Below are 21,669 nucleotides of genomic sequence, written 5' to 3'. Positions count from 1 at the left end.
GGTATTTGAGTATGGCAAATTAATTGAGACAAGAAATTAGACTTTTAAATGCACCAGAAATATGGCAGAAGAAAAAGAAAAGGTAAAAGAAACGGAAGAGCAAACGCTAGACACTGCAGGTGATCAGCCTCAGGATTCTTCGGAGGGATTCGAAACTACAGGAGCAAAAGGGGACAAAAACCAAGAAAAAGAAGATAAGCCACAAAGTAAGGAGGAAAAACTACTGGTTGAAAACCAGGAGCTAAAGGAGAAGCACCTGCGTCTGTATTCCGAATTTGAAAACTATCGCAGAAGGACTGCCAAGGAAAGGCTCGATTTGATCAGTACGGCATCCGAAGAGGTGATCAAAGATTTGCTCCCCATATTGGATGACTTCGAACGTTCCTTCAAGGCTGGTACCACCGGCGAAAACACGGAGGCACAACAAGAAGAAGGAGTTAAGTTGATCTATCACAAGATGGTTAAAATCCTAGCTTCCAAAGGGCTTAAGCCAATGGAAGGGTTGGTAGGAGAACCTTTTGATGCCGAAAAACAAGAAGCAATAACCCAAATTCCCGCCCCAAGTGATAATTTAAAAGGTAAAATAGTGGATGTAGTGGAGCAAGGGTATTTATTGGGCGACAAGGTGGTCCGCTATGCTAAAGTCGTGATCGGAAAATAAAAATTATGGCAAAGAGAGATTACTATGAAGTGCTTGGTGTATCCAAAAGCGCCTCTCCAGAAGAAATTAAAAAGGCCTACCGTAAGCTGGCCTTAAAACACCATCCGGACAAAAACCCGGGTGACGCAAGTGCAGAGGACAAATTTAAAGAGGCTGCTGAAGCCTACGAAGTGCTCAGCAACGAGGAGAAGCGCGCGCGTTACGACCGTTTTGGCCATCAGGGTGTGAGCGGTAACGGCGGCTTTGGAGGCGGCAGCATGAATATGGAGGATATATTCAGCCAATTCGGGGATATCTTCGGAGACAGCGGCTTCGGTTCCTTCTTTGGTGGAGGCGGAGGTTCGCGTAGGACCAAAAAGGGCACCAACCTAAGGGTAAAGCTCAAATTGAACCTAAAAGAAGTTGCAAACGGCGTAGAAAAAAAGATCAAGGTAAAGCGGCACCTAATTGCCGAGGGAGTGACCTTTAAAAATTGCACAACCTGCCAAGGTACCGGCCAGGTAAAAAAAGTGGTCAATACCATGCTCGGCCAGATGGTCTCTGCCAGTACCTGTCCCAGTTGTGGTGGCAGTGGCCAGATTGTGGATAAAAAACCTCAGGGAGCCGATGCCCAGGGTTTGGTAATAAAAGAAGAAATCATCCCTATAAACATCCCAGGAGGAGTTGGAGATGGGATGCAACTCAGTCTTTCAGGCAAAGGAAACGAGATTCCCGGCGGTATAGCTGGAGATTTGTTGATTGTCATTGAAGAAATTGAGGACGATGTTTTAATGCGTGATGGCAACAACGTAGTTTTTGACCTTTACGTGAGTTTTGTGGATGCTGCATTAGGCACCACCCTTGAAGTCCCCACTATTGATGGAAAGGTTAAAATAAAACTTGACCCAGGTACCCAAGGTGGAAAAGTGCTCAGGCTTAAAGGCAAGGGCATACAGGAACTTAATGGTTACGGAAAAGGGGATCAGCTTATTCACGTGAATGTTTGGACACCGAAACAACTCAATAAAGAGGAAAGGGAAAAGCTGGAGTCCCTTAGGAATTCAGAAAATTTCAGGCCAGATCCTGGCAAATCCGAAAAAAGTATTTTCGATAAAGTGAAGGAATTCTTTTAGAAGGAAGTCGGGGTAAAATCCCGACTTTTTCTTTTTAAAAGAAAACCTTTTACACCTGTCCACGTAACTTAACCGTATGCTTAAAAAGATCATCCTTTTGCTGTTTTGTGGTATCACAACACTGTCACTAGAAGCAGATGCCCAAATCACTAGACAGTTTACGGTTGAAGAAAAAGAAGGATATGGTTTAGTATGCTTTAATTTTTCATCCTATAAAGGCATATCCACCTTGAAAAGGGAATTCATCGGCCACCCTATTAGCGCAAATGCCAGCCTAGGAAAAATCAATATACTTCCTTCTTTCTCTCATGAGATAGTAGATGGTGTGCTATTTGCCAATCTAGAGCATAAAAATGTGGAATCTGAAAGCCTAGGGAGAACCCTAAGCTACAGGCTTTTTTCAAACAGCAACCCAGATTTTGATCATGCCTGGGACATCGGTTTGGACGGCAACTACCTCTATGATTTGAACTTGCATTTTGGAATAGGTCAGGCCAACTTGGATTTTTCCCATCTGCCTGTATCGAATTGCAAAATAAAGACTGCGTCAGCTGACGTCTATCTGGAATATGGCAGTAAAATGCCAAATACGGTAAATATGGATACCCTTATGGTTGCCATCCACATGGGTTCCCTGTATGCAGATAACCTTCAACTATCCAATGCCAAAACGGTGTTGTTTGATGTCAGTTATGGCTCTGTTAACTTATCCTTTTCTGACCTGATGGCCGGCACAAGTAGCATTTCTACCGTAGTAGGCGCTGGTTCTGTCAATATTCAGCTTCCCGAACAGGATCTTCCTTATCTGGTGAAAATTAAATCGACTGCCATGTGCAGAACAAAAATACCCTCCTATCTGAAAGAAATTGGTGATAAAACCTACGTTAGCAGAGGATATGATGCGGATGCCAAAAATCTAATGACTTTTTTGATAGATGTTTCCGTAGGTTCAGTATCTTTGAAATAAATGCAGGAAATGCATTCCCAACCTGGTCCTGTACTTTTAATAAAAACCATAAACCCTTGTGCATTTTAAAGATTGAGTCCCTTAATAAACGCTATGGCCATCATGTTGCATTGAGAGATTTTCATCTGGCTGTCCCTCAAGGAACAGTCTTTGGTCTTTTGGGGCCAAACGGAGCGGGAAAAACCACCCTGATCCGGATCGTGAACCAAATCATAGACCAAGACTCTGGAAGCATATGGATAAACGGGGAGTCCCTCAAGTTGAGCCATGTAAGAAACATAGGTTATCTTCCCGAGGAGCGAGGTCTCTACAAAGCCATGAAGGTAGAAGACCAACTCCTTTATTTTGCGCAAATTAAGGGACTGGAAGCCCGTGCGGCAGCCAGCAAGATACACCTTTGGTTGGAAAAACTTAGCCTGATTCCCTGGAAGTCAAAAAAGATAGAGGAGCTTTCCAAAGGGATGGCACAGAAGGTTCAATTTATAGCCACCGTAATTCATGAACCCAAACTGCTCATCCTCGATGAGCCATTTTCTGGATTCGATCCCGTAAATGCAGAAATCATAAAAAATGAAATCCTCGAACTGAAAAACAAAGGAACAACCATTATCCTTTCCACCCATAGAATGGAATCCGTAGAACTACTTTGCGACCATATTGCTATGATCAATAAGGCGGACAAGATCTTGGATGGTCCAGTAAAGGAGATCAAAAAAAATGCTAAAATGCATAGGTACAGGGTAAAGCTGGTACCAAATCCTGGTATGGTATTACCCTCTTTCGAACATTATAAACAAGAAGAAGATCATGTGTCTTTTACTGTGGCCTTAGAGGGAAAAGCCCCCAATGAGGTCATCAGTGAATTGATGGATTACGGAGAGGTGCACTGTTTTGAGGAAATTATTCCAAGCATCGAAGAAATTTTTATTCAGAAAATCAACGAAAGCCATGGCTAACAAAATTTTCTTGGTCATAAAAAGGGAATACCTGGCAAGGGTAAAAAGGCGGTCCTTCATTGTGGCTACCATCATTACCCCATTGATTTTCCCCTCGATTTTGGGGGTGTTTTTGTGGATTGCCCTAAGCGACATGCCCCTTGAAGGCTCAAAAATCATAGAAGTGGTGGACGAGAACAGAACCTTTATGTTGGAAAGTAACGAAATGTTTGTTTTTTCATACAGGGGGCTGGACAGAGAAGAGGCCAGGGAACAAGTGGTACAAGGCAACAGGTATGGCTACTTGTATATCCCAGACCTTGATGTGAATAGACCTTTAGGCATCACCTTTTATTCCGTAGAACCACCCGGGCTTTCTATGATCGGAAACCTGGAGGCTGCCATCCAAAAGAAGCTGGAAGAAATTAAGTTATTTGCATCGGGAATAGATCCGGAAGTTTTATCAGACCTAAAAACCCCAGTAAATATCAAGGCTATGAGATTGGCCATAGGAGGGGGTGAAACCGTTTCAAATACGGTGGTGAACTATGGTGTGGGCTTTATTGCAGGGATACTTATCTACACCTTTATCTTCGTCTATGGAAACCAAATCATGCAAGGAGTGATAGAAGAGAAATCTTCCAGGATCATAGAAATATTGGTGTCCTCGCTTAAACCATTCCAATTGATGATGGGTAAAATAATTGGTATAGGTGCCGTTGGCCTCACCCAATTTCTCATCTGGATTATCTTAATAGGCCTAGTATCCTCCCTAGTCATGGGGTATTTTGGCTTGCAAATGCCCCAGCAGCAGCTATTAGAAATGTCTGGGTCGGAAATGGCCAACTGGCAAAACGAAAACACCCAGCTATTCGAAATCATGGAATTGATTCAAGGAATTGACTTTTATACCTTGATCTTTTCGTTTTTGATCTACTTCGTTGGGGGTTATCTCCTTTATGGTGCTTTTTTCGCAGCAATAGGTGCCGCTGTGGACAATCCCTCGGATGCTCAACAATTTATGTTTCCGGTTACTATCCCCTTATTAATGGCCTACATGGGCTTGTTTATTTTCGTTTTGGACGATCCCAATAGCAATGCTTCCTACTGGCTTTCCATCATTCCATTTACCTCTCCTGTAGCCATGATGGGTAGAGTCAGTTATGGCGTGCCCTGGATAGAACTGGCCCTTTCCATATCCCTGTTGACCTCTGGGTTTCTGTTTACCACATGGGCAGCGGGCAAGATCTATCGCATAGGAATATTGGTCCACGGCTCTAAAGTAAGCTATAAGACACTTTGGAAATGGATCAAGCAAAACTAACCTCTCTTTTTGTCCATTTGGGTACAATATTAAGTCCACATGCCAGTTTTATGTTGGAATGTTGAAATTGGTTAACTTGCAAGATCTCCTGGTTTGTGCCAGGCTAACCCAAAAATCCAACGTATTCCCCAATGAAGAATAAAATTCAAGACCTAGCCACTTTAGACCTGTACCAAAACAGGGCTAAAGTGAAATGGGTAATATTTGGCTTTTCTTTAATTATCGGTATTGGTTCGATCTATTATACCAATACCCTAGTGGAAGAACTGAAGATTAGAGAAAGAAGACAGGTTGACTTGTACGCTGCTGCTTTGGAATACGCTTCCACCAATACCGAAAACCTTACCTTCGTGTTTCAAGTAATCATTCAGGAAAACCGTTCCATCCCTGTAATCACCACGGATGCCAATGGTAATCCTTTGGAACATAAAAATATCAAATTCAAAAAAAACAGTAGTGAGGATGAAAAAGAAGCCCAGCTAAGGGCGGAGCTGGAGGAAATGAGGGCGGTTTACGAACCCATCAAACTACTGGATGACATGCACATCTATTACAAGAACTCGGAGCTGCTCACCCGGTTGAAGTATTATCCCTACGTGCAGCTTTCCGTGATCCTTGTGTTTGGCATCTTGGCATATGCCCTTTTCAACCAGTCAAAGGTAGCCGAGCAAAACCGGCTCTGGGCAGGATTAACCAAAGAAACCGCCCACCAGTTGGGCACCCCTTTGGCATCCCTTATGGCATGGATCGATTACTTTAAAAATTCCCCTGTTTGGGAAGAAAACAAGGAAGTAATCATGGAATTGGACAAGGATGTAAACAAACTCAAAATCATCACGGAACGATTCAGCAATATTGGCTCAACACCGGTCATTAAATCCGAAAATGTGTTTCAGTGTGTGGAGGAGACCATCTCTTATCTCAGACCCAGGATTTCCAGCAAGGTGAGTATTAATTTAAACTCACATGCAGAAGACATCTTCGCCATGATCAACCGTCCCCTCTTCGAGTGGGTGATCGAAAACATTTGCAAAAATGCCGTAGATGCAATGAAAGGGCAAGGTGCCATCTATATCGACATCGTAAAAGAAAGTGAAAAGTTCGTACTGGTGGATATCAGCGACACCGGAAAAGGAATGGAGAAAAAAATGTACAAAAAAGTCTTCATCCCCGGGTTTACAACGCGGAAACGGGGTTGGGGATTGGGACTGACCCTCGCCAAAAGGATCATAGAAGGTTATCATAAAGGCAGGGTATTTGTGAACCATTCTGAACTTGGAAAGGGGACTACTTTCCGTATCGTTCTCCAAGCACCCAAAGAGCAAGCGACGGAAAGCGAACCTCTTGGAAGCATGCAGCCTAGCCTTTAACAAAGACACTTTTGATTAACTTGGACAAGAAAGTTGTGACTCCTCCTAACCATTGAACCTGATTTTTTCCTTACACTAATTCCCTTTAAACTTCAGGGTCGAATATATCTTCATAGTGATCGGAGCGGTGCAGGATACCCCCGCTCTGCTCGTAGAAGCTGTTGTCAATGGGATACACCCCGTCTTTGGTTCGCACCCAGGTTCCCTCGGATTTGGGATGGTAAGAAACCATCTTTTCCCAGTTTTTATAGTACTGATGGCCGTTGGTTTCTTGCAAGCCCAGGTTCATATCAGGAAAAGCTGGTAATCGTGCGGCCACATTCTTGTTCCAATCTACCAAAATAGGATTTACCGTTAGATCCGCACAAAAGCAAGGCACCCCCCTTTCAGTAGCTGCCTGGGCGATTTTCATGGTCATGGTTAGCGTTTTGGCAATGGCCTTCACCGCTATCGCCGTGTACCCCTGGTCTATTCGTGAGAGGGCGTCCTCCACCGTATGGGCACTTTCATCGGCAGCAACCCTTATCCCCAGGTCACCTACATAGGTTTCATTTTCTTCCCCAAAAGGTTCTTCAATCACTGCTATTTGATCAAAAGCCCCTATCTTTTTCGCATGATCCAAGAACCGCTCAAGGGTCTCTTTCTTTTCATACCGTTCATTGGCATCAAAATAATAGGGTATCTTCCCGTTTTCGGTGTAGGGCGTTTCGTAATGACCTATCGCCTTGTGCACGCCTTCCATAAAGGCCATGTCCTTTTCCAACATCTCCTTCTGGGTACCCGCTGATCCGGTCTTGAGTTTCATGATAAAGTGCCCCCTGTCGGCAGCAGCCTTTACCTCTTCTACCTTAGCCCCCACACTAAAGGAGGGGATACTGGCCACTTTGTCATGCCTGGCAGAAAGCCCCTTGCTGTAAGCCTCCGGTATCAAGTCGTCAAACTTGCTGAGCCCATTTTCATCTGCATAAAGTAACCAGATGGCATTATCCACAGGCACTAGGGCGTTGAGGGCAAAGGTCTTTTTGAGATCGGATATTCCTGTGATTTTTTTACCATACTCCCATACCTCTGGCAATAGCTCCTCCAATACCTTGACGGGGTCCTCAAAGGAATGTCCCTTTAACAACTGAACAGCTCTCTCTGTCATAGCATACATTAAGGCATTGCCCCCGTTGGTGGAATGAGCGGCAAATACCCGCTGGTCAGACCAGAGGGTTCCTTGTGTCCCAATCCCTATCCGATGAATCCCTGATCCTGCTCTAAGATATGCCAGGGTTTGCCAGGCTTCTGTGATAGCACTGCCCTTAAACCGATATGGAATCAGAGGTTCCCTTTCAAAGTTGGTATCAACGTCTTCTATGGTGATCTTTTTCATGGTGTTTTTCTTTTGGAGTTGAGTGGCCGAAAAAACAGGGGATATACCAAGTGTGCCTATGGCTGCTAAAGCTCCTGATTTTTTGATGAAGGACCTTCTATCCAGTCCAATGCTAACCTTGGATATGCGTTTGTTATTCTTCATTTGAATTGGGGATTTTATTAAGGGTGTACCATGCTTCGCCTGACCATAATGGTTTATCGTGTTCATTGAGAATATTTTCAGACAAAAGAAAGTAAACCACGTGTTCTTCTCTTAATCCAGGAATTACTAACCTACACTTTTTACGATCCTCGGACAATTCAATCTCCTCCGGAAATAGGTCAGTAAGGTCTTTTTTGGGTCCACCATAGGAGGAGGTTGGCTCATACCACCATTGTTGAACTAGGAGGTCCTCCTTGGTAATTCCCCTTTTTGAAAGGGGTTCCGTAAATTCGATCTCAAACCCGTCCTTTTTAGCCCTTACTGCCAACATCTCAAAGGTGGGCTTACCGTTATAGGTTATCTTTTCCAAGCCATACTGGTTCTCCTTCCAACTCCAGCCTCCCACCATGCCGACTTCCCCTACATATAAGGCCTCATCTGGCCCCCAAGCTAGTCGGTTGACACCAGCGGAAAAGCCTTGAGAAAAACGAAAAACTACACCTTGGTAGATTCCATTGATTTTCTCCAGAAAATCTCTCTTTATCCCTCCATGGGTGACATCACCATGCAGCATCTGTCCTTTATAAGGACCATCTTTCATCAAGATGGGTTCTGAAGGGGAATTGCCAATCTCCGCATCAGGTAACCAAATTGCAGGAGGCACCATTTCCGGAATTTCTTTTAGAGAATCAGGAACTCCCCAGGCCATACCATTGTAGGCACCTTCTTTCACGTGAATCAGCTTATTGCCAGGAAGCCACTGCCCCTGATTGTCTGTGACAAACAGTTCACCATCCACTCCTTTCCCTATTCCATTGGGCGTCCTTAGCCCATAATCCAGGCCCCTGTAGCTCCCATCCTTGCCTATCTCCAGTGTCCTTCCCCTGTCGGGATGCTGCTTCTGATGGGACATCAGTCGCATGGCCATGGAGGTGGTGATGTAAAATTTGTCCTTATCGTGTACCAGGCCAAAGGCAAATTCATGAAAATCATCCGTTACCCCCCAAGCATCAGACACCACCCTGTATTCGTCAATGATATCATCTCCATCCGTATCCACCAAGTGGGTCAACTCGTGCTTTTGGAGCACATAAATTTCCCCATCCACCACTTCTAGCCCTAATGGTTCTGCCAGTCCTTCCGCAATGCGTTTGATTTGGATTTGAGTGGTATCCCCCTCTTGTACCCCATCCAATAAATATACCCCACCTATACGGTCCCATGTGGATACCAACAAGCGCCCATCGGGCAGAAAAGCAATGGCTCCTACCCGAGGTTTAAAATCCCCAAAATGAAGGGTCTGGATATTATAACTGGGGTGCAAGCCCTCCAAAGCCACCCCAAAACCAGGTTTCCTAAGGTTCTCCTCTTTCAAGGATGCATTTTGGATGGGAGCTGAACCAGTGGATTGCTTCGCTTCGGCCGGCTTTAAGGAATAAATATAATCCAACATGGGCCGGATGTCACTTTCACTTAATTCCGGGTGTTCGTTCATGGGGATTTCTCCCCAGACTCCTGCCCCACCTTCCTGAATTTTTTTTGTGAGGTAGGAACTGAATTTCTTTTTATCCGGATATTTGGCAGCAATCTCCTCAAAGGAGGGGCCTACCATTTTATGGTGCTCCTCATGGCAGGTATAGCAATCACTCATTTCCATCTTTAGTATCCCCAAGTGGTCATACTTGTCTCCAAGGGATGGAGGCTCCTGCTCTGGGAGCGATGCAAAATAGGTTCTTAAAACCTGCTCCCCTGTTTCTTCCCATTGCTGACAATCCACTTCCGAACACAAATGCAGCGTATACCCATCGGGTAAATCCTTTATATTAATCCTGCGTTCCAAACCCGGTTTGCCCTCCCTGCTTCTCACGAATTCCGGTTGCTCTTCAATGCGTGCCCTACTTCCATCTTCGAGACTGGCCTCATAGGAAATGAAAATTTGATTATCCCTAATACGGTAACCTTTGTATTGCCAGGATACGGCCACCTCTACTCCCTCTTTAGTGATTCTCCATCGGTTGTAAAGCTCCTTATCCTCCAAATAGGAAGTGCCCCAACTGGTTGGCTGAATGTTTTTTTTGTTGGTATAAACTGTACCTTCCAACAGCACCCCACCCTTCCAAACCTTATAAAGTTGTGGTTTGGCCAGGTCATAGGCCACGTAGCAGGCAGAGTCAAGTGCAAGGGTGAGCATTCTTGGTTTTTTATCCAATACGGACCTAAAGGCCCAGGGGTCCAGTGGCCTCTCGATTTCTGCTTTTGGTTGACAAGAAGCTATCCCAATCCATACCACTAAGCTTTTCAGCAAAAGGTATTTGCTTTTCGAAATAAAGGAAACGAAATAGTCCTGTGTTTTCATATGATTATAATTTGTTTTTTAAAGGCCATATGGAATCTCGCAGTCTATAATCATCCCAGTGTGTGACGTGCTCGTCATGCTCGATTTCATATGTTTATAATTTCTTTTCAGCGGTCATATAGCCTGCCCCTGCCTGCCCCGAACTCAATTCGGGGAACTTGCTTCGGGGGAATCTCACTTTGATAATCATCCCTACCATTGATATATTACTTTAAATCAAATAATTTATTGATTAAATACAAATTTTTAAAGCTACTACGCTGCGAACGTTGAGAATTCGTTGCGCCCCCCTGAAAAAACTCAGGGCAGGGCTGCGAGAAACTAAATGTCATTTCCTTTCTGTAAATGCCAATTTTTAATACTCTGTGTGAGGTTCTCCTCATGCCTGACTGCCGTCCTTTAGGCAGGCTAGATTTCACAATTTGCTTTTAAAACGGCCCCTTTGCAGTGGTCTGCATGGCAGCCTCCCCTCCTGGCATTTCTCCCCGAACTTTTTCGGTATCGAGAGGTTTGCCGGTTTCCTTATCGTACCAATCTGGGGTTAAATTCTCCGGATGGGTATCCTTAGTATCCTCGATCCAGATTTTCATGGCCTCCCTTAATTGTTCCAAAGCCTCCATGTGACCTGGATGCGAACCCAGGTTCAATAACTGCTCTCCATCTGATGTGACTAGGTAGAGTTCCTCGTAAGGTCTAGGGTGAAGAAAGATATCGGCTTGGGCAGGAGAAAGTCTTCCCTTATCCCTTAAATCCTTAAGATCTTCATAAGAGGGGCTTGCATTGGAATCCGCCGGGCCATTGTTGCTAAGGCTAGGCCTTAAGTTCAACACATACAAATGGTCCTTTGTACGTACCATCCTCTCCAATGCCTCATGGTCATGCCAATTATGCTCTGCGAACACATACTTCCTAAATGCTTTCTCAGGTTTTTCAAAAAGCGAAGCGAAGCTCTTTCCCTGAAAACTATCCGGAACTTTTACTTCTGCCAAGTCCAGGAAGGTGGGGGCAATATCGATACTGCTTATCATACTTTCGGATAAAGAAGCGGATTTTTTAATGCCCGCTGGCCATTTGGCCACAAAAGGAGACTTAATCCCACTATCGTACATTCTGGTTTTGCTTCTGGGAAAAGGCCTTCCATTATCCGATATCACCATGATTAGGGTATTTTCTAGTACCCCCTGGCGCTGAAGTTCCTTTTCCACCTCCCCAATATAATGATCAAAGCGTTTTATCTCGTCGTAGTATTGGGCAAGATCTGTTTTGGTGGCACTGGCATTGGCCAAATAGACCGGTGGGGATATCTGCGCAGGATCGTGGGTACCTGAAAATTCATTGGGTCCCCACGGCCTATGAGCATCCAATGCAGCAAGCCATAGAAAAAACGGTTTATCCTTAGGCCTATCCTTCAGGGTTGGCACCCACATTTCCTCCCCTCCATCACCTATGCCCTCCTTGTCATGGATCACGTCAAAGCCCCTTCTAGCTGCCTCTCCCATATGCCATTTTCCTGACTGTGCGGTAAAGTAGCCTGCTTGCTGGAGTAGTTCTGGAAATATGGAAATGGACTCCGGAAGAGGGGTATGCAATTCAGCAGCCCCTGTATTATGGGGGTATCTACCGGAAATTATACTGCTTCGGCTGGGGCTACAAGAACTGGTAGTCAGGTAGAAATTATCGAACCTAATTCCTTCAGTTGCCATCCTGTCAATGACGGGTGATTGTACCACTGTGTGCCCATAGCAGCCCAAATCGTCCCATCCAATATCGTCCGCAATGATCAATATGATATTAGGTCTTCCGGTTTGTGCTACAGCAGCACTCAGGGAAAATACTACGGCCAGAAAATTCAAGAACAAACTAAGTATTTTCATTTGAAATCTGGTTCAAAATCGGTTGCGTTTACCCATCCGGGCGTTAGTTCTTCCCCTTCCATATATCTTTCAAAGAAATTCACACTATTAGAATCGGCATAGGGATACTCGTCGAAAACATGACCCTTACCAAACATACGGGGATCACCTTGTTTTTCCAGTTCTTCAAAAAGCAGCCTTTTCAGGTTATCTTTCCTTTCCTGGTGTTCGGCATGCAAAGCCAGGTTTTGCATGCAATCTCTATCCTCTTTCACTAGGTATAATTCCTCCTGAGGTCTTTTGCCAAAGGAGCCTTCCCAAAAGTGGCGCATCCCATCCTCCCTTCTGCTGTTGAGCACTACAGTTTTTGTGGGGCTACCATCTGTATTCAAATAGCCGGTCTGAGGATTTCCTGCGGGCCAACGTTCCGTTTCAAAATTATGGAGATAAATATAATCATCTGAAATGATGCCCCTGATCGGGTAACCCACATCATTAGGCCTCCCAACATCGTGTCTCTCCTGCCCTATCAAAACCACATTTCTATTTGCATCCACCCTACCCTCTTCCTCGGTATAAAATAGATCGGCAAAGCTCTTTCCTTCCATAGTGGGCATTCCTGCATCATCGGGGTCTATTTCTGCCAATTCCAAAAACGTGGGGGCAAAATCGATGAAACTGATATAGTCATCTATCACCCTTCCGGGGTTTTTTATGCCAGCCGGCCACATGATGGCCAAGGGCAGGTGATGAGAATACAGATAAGCATTCCCCTTGGCTTTTGGAAAAGGCATTCCGTTGTCGGAAGTGATGACAATAATCGTATTTTCCAGTTCTCCCCTTTCCTCAAGGATTTCAATCATCCTTTCTAAATGTTGGTCAAAGTATTCAATTTCAAATGCATAATCCAACATGTCATGCCTTACAGAATCCACATCCGGCCAAAATGCAGGAACCCTTTCAATATCGGTAATTCTTTTACCTCCCTTTTTAACCCCTGACTGGAATTCGTAAGCTCTGTGGGGTTCAGTACATCCATACCAAAAATAAAAGGGTTCATCCCCTTCCCTGGCGGCTAGAAAATCCTCAAAATTGGCTGCGTAATCATTTTTATTAATACTGGATGTTGGGGGTGTAGTGGTTCTCTTTGAATAGGCCTTACCTGTTAGCTCCCTCCTTTTGCCATCTATTTCACCGGGGTTGCCGGGTGCCCATCCCTTACCCGTAAAACCGGTATGGTATCCGGCATCGGTGAGGATTTCCATGAAGGACTTAAACTTCTCCGGGAAAAAAGGAACGTGGTTTGCGGCTTCTTCTAGTTGCCAGGAATTCCTGCCTGTCAGTATGGTGGATCGACTGGGGGAGCATTTTGCATTTGGGGTAAAAGCCTTCATAAATAGCAAACCTTCCTGAGCTACCCGGTCAAATGCAGGAGTATTTACCCAAGTGGTTCCATATGCCCCTTTATGGGGAAAAGAAGCATCATCCGAAATGGCAAAAAGGATATTGGGTTTTTTTGGAGGATCTGACTCGGTTTCACAACCGAACAAGCATGCGCAAACCAATAGAGGGGAAAGCAGGTTTTTTGGGTTTATCATTTTGTATTGAGAGTTAAATCCTTACTCAGAGGAAACGCAGCGAAATCCGGTATGTTCCAATCCAGTGTCGGGAGAGGATTTCATCTTGGCACTTACCCTATATCCTTCGCAATAGCTAACGTTGCAAAGAAATGATCCCCCTTTGACCACTTTCTTGGGTACCGTAGGTTCTTGAGGATCATAACTCTGGGAAGGGCCTTTGGGGTTTTCAAGTAGCTCCTCCTTGATACTTGCATAGTAACCTTCGTGGTACCAATCTGCTGTCCATTCCCAAACGTTTCCAGCCATGTCATACAGTCCAAAAGGATTTGCTGTAAAAGACCTGACCGGAGCCAAGCCCTGAAACCCATCTTTGCCTGTATCTTCTACTGGAAATTCCCCTTGCCAAATATTGGCCATAAACCCTGCGCTTTCCACAGGGTCATTGCCCCAGGGAAAGGACTTTTCTTCCATCCCTCCCCTAGCGGCGTATTCCCACTCCGCTTCCGTGGGAAGCCTTTTTCCTGCCCAATTGGCATAAGCCACAGCATCCTCCCATGCGATATGCACCACGGGTAAATCTTCTTTGCCTTCAATACTGCTCCCTGGTCCTTGAGGATATCTCCAATTCGCCCCAGGAGTCCAGTCCCACCATTGGGCGGCGTTGTTGAGGTTCACCCGCCTATCCGGAGGAGTAAAGGTCAAGGATGCAGCCACCATTACCTCATCCGGTGGCTTGGGGGTTCCGGGGGGCAACTGTTTTTTGATTTCTTCCCAGTCGGGTTTTTGTTCGGCAATGGTGACATATCCAGTGGCATCCACAAAAGCAGCAAATTGGGCATTAGTTACTTCTGTTTCATCCATCCAAAAGCCATCTACCTTTACCCTGTGAGCGGGTAACTCATCTTTTCTGCCCCTATCATCAGTGGATCCCATCATAAACTCTCCTCCCTCGATCCAAACCATATTTTCGTGAGAGACGGGTACTTTTTCCTTGGTCTCCTCCTTATCCGTCATCGATCTGCTACCAAAGCGGTCCGGAATATTTTCATGACAGGATACCAAATCTTCTTCAGCAAGGCTTCCTGTATCTTTGTTATCATTATCATTTTTTGTGGCGCAGGCAGAAAGGGACAGGTAAACACCCAATACATACCATGCGGAACCTTTCATTCTTATCATATACTTGATTCTTTTCAACTTCCAAAATAGAAAACATTCCCCTAACGCCCTAAACAAGGCGAAAATTTTATATTAATGGAAAGGTACAAATTCTGGGTGGCATGTTTTTTGGGCAAAGGATATTTGTTCTTATTACCAACATAGGGACAGACCAAAACTCCTAATTTAACCCTATAAATGAAGGTACTTTTTGTTGTTAACCCAATCTCAGGAGGAGTAGATAAAGCTCCCTTTTTGAAAGAAGCAATTGCTTTTTGCGACCACTTTGGTATTACCCAGAAAATTTTTGAGACTAGCGGAAAGAACGATAAAAAGCGCTTACAAAAAAAAATAAAAGGCTTTATGCCAGACAGAGTAGCCTCTGTGGGAGGGGATGGGACCACCCTTTTTACTGCAGGGGCACTGCTAGATCTTGGTATTCCCATGGGCATAATACCCCTCGGCTCTGCCAATGGAATGGCTAGGGAGCTATATATAGCGGAAGACCCAATGGAGGCGTTTCAGGATTTTATCAGCAGCCACTTGGTTGCCGGGTTGGACATGCTCTGTATCAACGGAAAACACTACACTCTTCACTTAGGAGATGTGGGCATTAACGCCAATTTGGTAAAATCCTATGAAGAAGATAGCAATAGGGGAATGCTTACCTATGCAAAATACTTTTTTGAGGGCATCAAGAATTCTTCCTCATTCCAATTGCACTTAATAATCGATGATAAGGAATATGAGGAAAACTGCTATATGGCCGCCATCTGCAACTCACAAAGATACGGTACAGGAGTGGTGATCAACCGAAAAGGAAATCCCATGGATGGGAAGTTTGAAATCGTTTGTGTAAATGAAGTGAACGCTTCGGCTTTGTTGAATGCTGGTCTGAATAGTTTTAGAGAGACCTTTAACCAACAAAAATACAGCAGTATATACCAAGGGGAACATGCAAAGCTGATATTTGACCGCCCTCGGTTGCTCCAGCTAGATGGAGAGGTAGTCGATGAATTCAAAGAGATTGAAGTAACTATATTACCTGGAAAAATCCCTCTTCTCACCCACAGAGGGAATATTTATCTAAACCAATAAAATAAACGGAGTAAAACAACGAACATAAATGAAAAAAAGCTACCTGAAAAACAAGTAGCTTTTTTACTATAGGAGGTAAAATTTTCTTAGTTAACTCCTAGTAAAAACCCATATTATGATACATTTATACTTAAACGTTATTACAAAGTTAAGAGCAGGGAATTGGAAAACGGTTGGCAAAACCACGGTTCTTTTTGTCAAAATTACGGTTAGTTCCTACTTTCCCGTTTAAACCTTGGGCTACTTTTGAGGTCTAATTACTTACTACACTCGACAAGAACAATATATGTATAGGCCTATCACCATGGATACTCTCCACACCAACTTTGGCAAATGCTCCCCGGTTGAGCCATTTTTGGTGACTGACAATATCTACCCAGGGACCACTCAAGAAATTATACGCCCACAATTCTATTCGATTTCGATTTGCCTTTCAGGCAGCTATTCGGTTAGGATTTATGAACAAGAATACCAGTTTCGAAAAGGGCAGGTAATGTTTTTTAAACCGAATGAAATGCACAGGATGTTGGAAATTGAGGATTTTAAAGGCTACTTAATATCCTTTTCCCCGGATTTTTTTACCTTAAAAAACACCAATTCCGTTAATGCCATAAGACAACCTTTCTTTGCCGAAGAGGCTGAACCAATTCTAGCGCTTACGGAAGAGGAGGAAAAAACAGTCCTGAATTACTTCAAAGCCATACATAAAAAAGACAGTGCTATAGATACTCCCCATAAGATGGAAATTGTGAAGGGCCTATTGCATGCCTTGCTTTTCGAGTTAAAGGCAATATTCGGAAAAGAATCATCCGGTTCTCCTCGACCAATAAGCAATAGAAGGGAATATCTGTTTTTTGAATTTACCAAACTCCTAAATTTATACTACGGCAGTGAGCATTCAGTCCGTTTTTATGCAGATCAACTTCACATCACCCCTGGATACCTTGGGGAACTAGTCAAAGCCAAAACTGGGGTATCTCCTTTGGTATTGATTCATAAAAAAATCCTGATGGAGGCCAAAGCCCTACTCAAAAACACAGATGAATCTATAGAGCAGGTTTCTTATTTGCTCAACTTTAATGAATTGGCGGGTTTCAGCCGCTTTTTCAAAAAACTGACGGGAATATCCCCCGCAGAATTCAGGGATCGCTAATTTCAGCCTTTTGATAAAAAAGGCTAACTTCATGGAATGAATTGTCCATTGAAGTCCATCATAAAGCCGCATTCTGCGGAAATTTCTTATGAAAATTACTTTGCTTATTGTAAATCCGTCCTTTCAAGTCCTGAAAGGTTCACTGAATTAAAGGGTTTTCTTTTGGATAAGTTTGGGCTAGCATATGCCCAAAATATCAGTACCAACACCTGTATGGCCCAGGTATCGGAGGTTCGGCCAGAATACCGGGAGCATTATCATCCTGAAGAACTGTTTTATTACCTTCTTCACCAATACAACTCCTTATCTTCAGAAAAACTGGGTCAAGGGAAAGTACTGCTCCCAGATTCTGTCGGGGATTTTTGGCATTCTGTAGCATCTGGCAAGCTTCTAGAAGAAATTTATCTTTCCGAAAAAGCTTAAAACCAATACATTATTAGCCTGCAATTTCTAAACGATTTACCGTTGGGTAAGATTTGTGACTTTTATATTGGGTTAATGGTTCTCCACTATATAGATAAATTGTTGCTATGACCCAGGTTACTGTTAGGTTCGTGGGAATTATGCAGGTACAAGTAACTATTCTTCCGACTACAGGTCGACGGAATTTCCGAAAACGGGCGAAAAAGTTCCTATCGTTCTATCTCAAACAATTTCCTAAACACATTAACCAAAATTTCAATCCTTGTTGGATATCATAACCCCAATTTAATCCAACACTTCTGCAAGCTCATACTTGGCAAGTGAAAAATAGAATGTGCTTCCTTTACCGGGGATACTTTCTGCCCATATTTTTCCCTCATGTTTTTGGATCATCTCCTGACAAAGTACCAATCCTAATCCGGCTCCAACTTCTCCCATGGTTCCCGCTTTTCGTACATCTGATTTTGAGAAGAGTCGGTTAAGAACTTCTTTATCCATTCCCATACCATGGTCCCGAACACAAGTGATGGCCTTCCCTGATTTTTCCTGAATGATTATCTCTATTCTGGAATTTTCCTGGGAAAACTTGATAGCATTGGAAATCAGGTTTCGTAATACAGTAAGAATCATATTTTTATCCGCATGGATAAATAAGTCTTCCGAACATGATTTTTCCAGGCTGATCTTTTTAAATATAGCCTGTGAGGAGACCATAGCCATGGCGGTATCCACAATTTTATCCATGTGTATCACTTCCGGTTTCACCTCATATATCTTGTCTTTTTCACTTGCCCATTGCAGGAGATTATCAAGTAGATTGAGGGTGTTTTGGGAGATGTTCAAGAGGTATTTGATATTTTCCAGCTCCTCGGGATTCTGCTTGTCTTCAAATTCTAATTCCAACAACTCCATATAGCCAATGATGGATACAAAAGGATTTCTCAGATCATGCCCAATAATCGATAATAGCTTATCCTTTTCATGGATATGTTTTTTTAATTCCATGTTGGTCTGCTTGAGCATCATAGTACGCTCCTCCACAGTGTTTTCTAGCTGCCTGTTTTGTGCCTTAATCGCTCGAAGTCTCAGCGTGAAAACAGCAATCAAAAGACCGACGATCAATAAGGTACAGAGCACAATAAACCAGGCTGTTTTCCAAAATGGTGGAGTAATGACCAATACCAAGGAGGTTCCAGTTTCGTTCCAAATGCCATCGCTATTGGCCGCTTTTACCCGGAAGATATACTTTCCGGGATCAAGATTGGTATAGGTAGCATTTCGCTGCGTACCCACGTAATTCCACTCTTTTTCGAAACCATCCATAATATAAGCATATTGGTTTTGTTCGGGATGGGTATAATCCAAGGCAATAAAATCAAAAGTAATCACATCTTGCCGATGGGAAAGTAGGAGTGTATCCGTGACCGAAATATGCTTCTGCAATGGTGATCCGGAGGAACTGAAATCCACAGATTGATTGAAGAGTTTAAAATCGGTGAGGTAAACCGGAGGAGCGAAAGGGTTTGAAATTAACTTTTCAGGGTGAAAAATATTAAACCCATTCATCCCTCCAAAAAGTAATTCCCCCTTTCGGGTTTTCAACACCGAGTACCTCGAAAACTCATTTCCCTGAAGACCATCATGTTTATTAAAATTAGTAAACTCTTGACTTTCAGGATCAAATTTTGCAATTCCATTGACGGTCCCGATCCACAAAAAGCCATTATCATCCTCCACAATAGAGTTGATTTCATTGATCGGCAACCCGTCCTTTTGTTGAAAAGTGATGAAATTGTCACCTTCAGGCATGTATTTGGATAGCCCTCTATCCGTAGCTATCCAGATATTTTTATTCCTGTCTTCTAGAATCTGCCGTATGGAATTACTGGGTATACTGTTGGGATCCGAATCAGAAGGATGATATATTTTAAATGTTCCTTTTGCTTTATCCTCTGATTTAATCACATTCAATCCGGAATGGGTTCCTACCCACAGGTTATTCTGGCTATCTTCAACTATCCTCAGGGGCAAATTTGATGAAATACGGCCTTCTTCATTTTCATTTTTTTTATAAAGGATGAGCTCACCGGATTTTTTATCAAAGCGGAACAGTCCTTCTTCCAAAGCTGCTATCCAAATATAATTTTGGTCAAAGTGAACATCAAAAACATGCCTAATAGGATAGGTATCATTATTAATCCATTCCTTAAATTGGATAAACTTACCCTTCTTCTCATCCACCAAAATGTAAAGTCCACCGTCCCAGGTGCCTACCCAAAGCTTTCCGTCCTGATCTTCGTTCAAACTGATCACAGCATCTGAACCCAATGAGTTTGGATTTTGGGAATCTTTTTGGAAGGATTTAAAAACCCCCTTTTCTCTATCAAAATAATTCAGCCCCCCACCATCAGTAGCTATCCAGATATTCCCACTTTCAGTTTCCAAAAAGTCCCTGATGATATTGTTGTTAAGACCTTCAGGGTTTAATGGATTTTTGAAATAATGGGTGAATTTTGCGTCATAGGGATCCGCAAGGTTTATTCCTGATTGGGCTGTTCCCACCCAATACCTATCCTGATTATCCTGAAATATATTCCAGATGGAATTGTGGGTGAGACTATTCGTGTTTTTTGGATCATGGAGATAGCGAAAAAAGGAATCGCTTTCTCTATGGTAGAGATGCAGTCCACCGTTTTCGTTGCAAGACCAGAGATTGCCATCCCTATCTACATAGAGCTTATAGATAGTGTTGTTGAAAAGGCTAAATGGATCCAGGGGATCATGGGTATAACGGATAAAACTCACCTTTTCCCCTTCCTGCACCATCCTATTTAGTCCAGAGCCCTTTGCACCTGCCCAAAGGTTGCCTTCATGGTCTACTGCGATAGTCTTAATATTGTTAGAACTAATGGATTCAGGATTAGTCGGGTCCTGCTTATAAAATTCTACTTTACCTGTGGATGTATTTAATTTAATCAATCCGGTGCGCAGTGTCGCAAGCCATAATATATCTCCCGAACCTGCAGCCATGGCATTGATGGAAAGGATTTCATCGGAGTTAAATCGCGAAAATCGCTGTTTATCCTTGTCAAAAAAGAATAACCCCGAAGCTATACTGGAAACCCAAAGTGTGCCTTTTTCATCTTCAAGAATGGTATTTACCAAATTACTTTCCCCACTTTGGAGTGCAGTTTCAGCTGGGAGTTTGAACCTAGTAAAATCATCCGAATCCCGGTTATACCTTGCTATCCCATTACCAGTTCCGATCCATAATTGATTATTCCTGTCTTCGTAGATGGATCCAATGTAATTGTCATTGATGCTGTTGGAATCAGCGCTTGCACCATATATCTGGAATTCCAATCCATCATACCTATGGAGGCCACTGTAGGTTCCTACCCACATGTATCCACTTTCATCCTGGAGAATTGCCGAAATACGGTTATTAATCAATCCTTCGTAAATCCTCTTGAATTTCAAATCCGGTTTTTCTTCCATGGTTTGACACAACACATTTGGTGTCATGAGGGACAAGAAAGCCAAGGCCACTATCGTCGATACGGTGATTTTGGGCAGATAAGAATTAGTATTGAAAGCCTTCATTTCAATTTAAATGGGTGACATTGGGAGGATTTGTTCAGAAAAATACCCCACTTTTTTATCAAATAATCATTTTTATCTGGCCAAGATAAATATAATTTTTTATACTACCTATACCTACTTTCTCGGTGTTATCCTCAAATAAGTAGGCTTAGGATCAAGGAATTGCTTCAAAACGAACATCTAAAATTCATTTCTAAAATCGGCAATCAAAAGCGTTTTTTACAGCATCAACTAAAAGCTTATGGCAGGTAACATTTTCTTTTATACATCTGAGAATACATGTTCTGACAAAAAACCCAACCACCACTGGTTTTGCTCACTTCATCAGCTCCTTTTTGACGTTTTGAAAAGCTGAAAAAAAAGATAAAAAAAATCACTTTTTTTCTAAGTCGGTTCTCAATTCCTTTCAATTTACTCCTCTTCACCCCCAGGTTCCCACAGGAAGGGTCGAGTGCTGGTGCACCAATCCTTCCGATCGTATTTCCACCACTCTCCTTCAAACTCGATTTTAGATTCAAATAACTAAAATAAAGGTATGCTTGAAAAAAGCTGACGGC

At 43.2% G+C, this 21,669-nt stretch carries 15 protein-coding genes; 9 read left to right on the top strand and 6 right to left on the bottom strand.

Features of this window, described 5'->3' with window-relative positions:
* The first annotated feature begins 61 nt into the window (after positions 1-61).
* The 6 genes from DB520_RS15520 to DB520_RS15495 all read left to right on the top strand — a co-directional run bounded on the left by DB520_RS15520 (position 62) and on the right by DB520_RS15495 (position 6,369).
* Positions 62-661 (top strand): nucleotide exchange factor GrpE, encoded by a 600-nt coding sequence (locus DB520_RS15520; RefSeq protein ID WP_114750653.1) that lies wholly within the window; start codon positions 62-64, stop codon positions 659-661.
* 5 nt (positions 662-666) lie between these two features.
* Entirely contained in the window at positions 667-1,773 is a 1,107-nt protein-coding gene (gene dnaJ, locus DB520_RS15515; protein WP_114750652.1) for a molecular chaperone DnaJ, read from the top strand.
* Between the two features lie 76 nt (positions 1,774-1,849).
* Positions 1,850-2,740 carry a DUF4097 family beta strand repeat-containing protein gene (locus DB520_RS15510; protein WP_114750651.1) on the top strand — a complete coding sequence of 297 codons (891 nt, stop codon included), beginning with the start codon at positions 1,850-1,852 and terminating at the stop codon, positions 2,738-2,740.
* A 56-nt stretch (positions 2,741-2,796) separates the two neighbouring features.
* Complete coding sequence (locus tag DB520_RS15505) at positions 2,797-3,696, top strand: ABC transporter ATP-binding protein (RefSeq protein ID WP_114750650.1); 900 nt, start codon at positions 2,797-2,799, stop codon at positions 3,694-3,696.
* Positions 3,689-4,999: an ABC transporter permease gene (locus DB520_RS15500; RefSeq protein ID WP_114750649.1), complete on the top strand. Its 1,311-nt coding sequence runs from the start codon at positions 3,689-3,691 to the stop codon at positions 4,997-4,999. Before DB520_RS15505 ends, DB520_RS15500 begins: the two co-directional genes overlap by 8 nt.
* A 131-nt stretch (positions 5,000-5,130) precedes the next feature.
* Positions 5,131-6,369, top strand: a complete 1,239-nt coding sequence (locus DB520_RS15495) for a sensor histidine kinase (protein ID WP_114750648.1) — start codon at positions 5,131-5,133, stop codon at positions 6,367-6,369.
* A gap of 85 nt (positions 6,370-6,454) precedes the next feature.
* Here DB520_RS15495 and DB520_RS15490 read toward each other — a convergent pair whose 3' ends face one another.
* The 5 genes from DB520_RS15490 to DB520_RS15470 all read right to left on the bottom strand — a co-directional run bounded on the left by DB520_RS15490 (position 6,455) and on the right by DB520_RS15470 (position 14,856).
* Positions 6,455-7,888, bottom strand: coding sequence for an enolase C-terminal domain-like protein (locus DB520_RS15490; protein ID WP_114750647.1), 1,434 nt, complete (start codon positions 7,886-7,888; stop codon positions 6,455-6,457).
* The gene (locus DB520_RS15485; RefSeq protein ID WP_232835006.1) at positions 7,878-10,244 is read right to left on the bottom strand and encodes a c-type cytochrome; all 2,367 of its coding nucleotides are present in this window, start codon (positions 10,242-10,244) and stop codon (positions 7,878-7,880) included. The genes DB520_RS15490 and DB520_RS15485 overlap by 11 nt, the downstream gene beginning before the upstream one ends.
* Positions 10,245-10,672: 428 nt before the next feature.
* A complete protein-coding gene (locus tag DB520_RS15480) occupies positions 10,673-12,118 on the bottom strand; it encodes a sulfatase family protein (RefSeq protein ID WP_114750646.1) in 1,446 nt (481 codons plus the stop codon).
* Complete coding sequence (locus tag DB520_RS15475) at positions 12,115-13,695, bottom strand: sulfatase family protein (protein WP_114750645.1); 1,581 nt, start codon at positions 13,693-13,695, stop codon at positions 12,115-12,117. The genes DB520_RS15480 and DB520_RS15475 overlap by 4 nt, the downstream gene beginning before the upstream one ends.
* 21 nt (positions 13,696-13,716) lie before the next feature.
* A complete protein-coding gene (locus tag DB520_RS15470; RefSeq protein ID WP_232835005.1) occupies positions 13,717-14,856 on the bottom strand; it encodes a formylglycine-generating enzyme family protein in 1,140 nt (379 codons plus the stop codon).
* Positions 14,857-15,033: 177 nt separating this feature from the next.
* On the opposite strand from DB520_RS15470, the gene DB520_RS15465 reads away from it, so the two are divergent.
* From DB520_RS15465 to DB520_RS15455, 3 genes are all read left to right on the top strand, one after another.
* Positions 15,034-15,933, top strand: coding sequence for a diacylglycerol/lipid kinase family protein (locus DB520_RS15465; protein WP_114750643.1), 900 nt, complete (start codon positions 15,034-15,036; stop codon positions 15,931-15,933).
* Between the two features lie 286 nt (positions 15,934-16,219).
* Positions 16,220-17,086 (top strand): AraC family transcriptional regulator, encoded by an 867-nt coding sequence (locus tag DB520_RS15460; RefSeq protein ID WP_114750642.1) that lies wholly within the window; start codon positions 16,220-16,222, stop codon positions 17,084-17,086.
* A 36-nt stretch (positions 17,087-17,122) separates the two neighbouring features.
* Positions 17,123-17,509, top strand: coding sequence for a hypothetical protein (locus DB520_RS15455; RefSeq protein ID WP_114750641.1), 387 nt, complete (start codon positions 17,123-17,125; stop codon positions 17,507-17,509).
* A 285-nt stretch (positions 17,510-17,794) separates the two neighbouring features.
* On the opposite strand, the gene DB520_RS15450 is transcribed toward DB520_RS15455, so the two are convergent.
* The gene (locus DB520_RS15450; protein WP_114750640.1) at positions 17,795-21,112 is read right to left on the bottom strand and encodes a ligand-binding sensor domain-containing protein; all 3,318 of its coding nucleotides are present in this window, start codon (positions 21,110-21,112) and stop codon (positions 17,795-17,797) included.
* Positions 21,113-21,669 lie beyond the last annotated feature (557 nt).

Source organism: Pleomorphovibrio marinus (assembly GCF_003347495.1).
Classification (GTDB): Bacteria; Bacteroidota; Bacteroidia; order Cytophagales; family Cyclobacteriaceae; genus Pleomorphovibrio; species Pleomorphovibrio marinus.
The sequence above is the reverse complement of the archived record's forward strand: the minus strand, read 5'-3'. Positions and strand labels throughout refer to the sequence as shown.

What these genes read in the sequence shown, in the direction of transcription:
- DB520_RS15485 (WP_232835006.1), bottom strand. Translation starts at nt 10,244, where the DNA reads ATGAAAACACAGGACTATTTCGTTTCCTTTATTTCGAAAAGCAAATAC.
- DB520_RS15450 (WP_114750640.1), bottom strand. Translation starts at nt 21,112, where the DNA reads ATGAAGGCTTTCAATACTAATTCTTATCTGCCCAAAATCACCGTATCG.
- DB520_RS15520 (WP_114750653.1), top strand. Translation starts at nt 62, where the DNA reads ATGGCAGAAGAAAAAGAAAAGGTAAAAGAAACGGAAGAGCAAACGCTA.
- DB520_RS15495 (WP_114750648.1), top strand. Translation starts at nt 5,131, where the DNA reads ATGAAGAATAAAATTCAAGACCTAGCCACTTTAGACCTGTACCAAAAC.
- DB520_RS15510 (WP_114750651.1), top strand. Translation starts at nt 1,850, where the DNA reads ATGCTTAAAAAGATCATCCTTTTGCTGTTTTGTGGTATCACAACACTG.
- DB520_RS15465 (WP_114750643.1), top strand. Translation starts at nt 15,034, where the DNA reads ATGAAGGTACTTTTTGTTGTTAACCCAATCTCAGGAGGAGTAGATAAA.
- DB520_RS15500 (WP_114750649.1), top strand. Translation starts at nt 3,689, where the DNA reads ATGGCTAACAAAATTTTCTTGGTCATAAAAAGGGAATACCTGGCAAGG.
- dnaJ (WP_114750652.1), top strand. Translation starts at nt 667, where the DNA reads ATGGCAAAGAGAGATTACTATGAAGTGCTTGGTGTATCCAAAAGCGCC.
- DB520_RS15480 (WP_114750646.1), bottom strand. Translation starts at nt 12,118, where the DNA reads ATGAAAATACTTAGTTTGTTCTTGAATTTTCTGGCCGTAGTATTTTCC.
- DB520_RS15490 (WP_114750647.1), bottom strand. Translation starts at nt 7,888, where the DNA reads ATGAAGAATAACAAACGCATATCCAAGGTTAGCATTGGACTGGATAGA.
- DB520_RS15475 (WP_114750645.1), bottom strand. Translation starts at nt 13,695, where the DNA reads ATGATAAACCCAAAAAACCTGCTTTCCCCTCTATTGGTTTGCGCATGC.
- DB520_RS15460 (WP_114750642.1), top strand. Translation starts at nt 16,220, where the DNA reads ATGTATAGGCCTATCACCATGGATACTCTCCACACCAACTTTGGCAAA.
- DB520_RS15470 (WP_232835005.1), bottom strand. Translation starts at nt 14,856, where the DNA reads ATGATAAGAATGAAAGGTTCCGCATGGTATGTATTGGGTGTTTACCTG.
- DB520_RS15455 (WP_114750641.1), top strand. Translation starts at nt 17,123, where the DNA reads ATGAATTGTCCATTGAAGTCCATCATAAAGCCGCATTCTGCGGAAATT.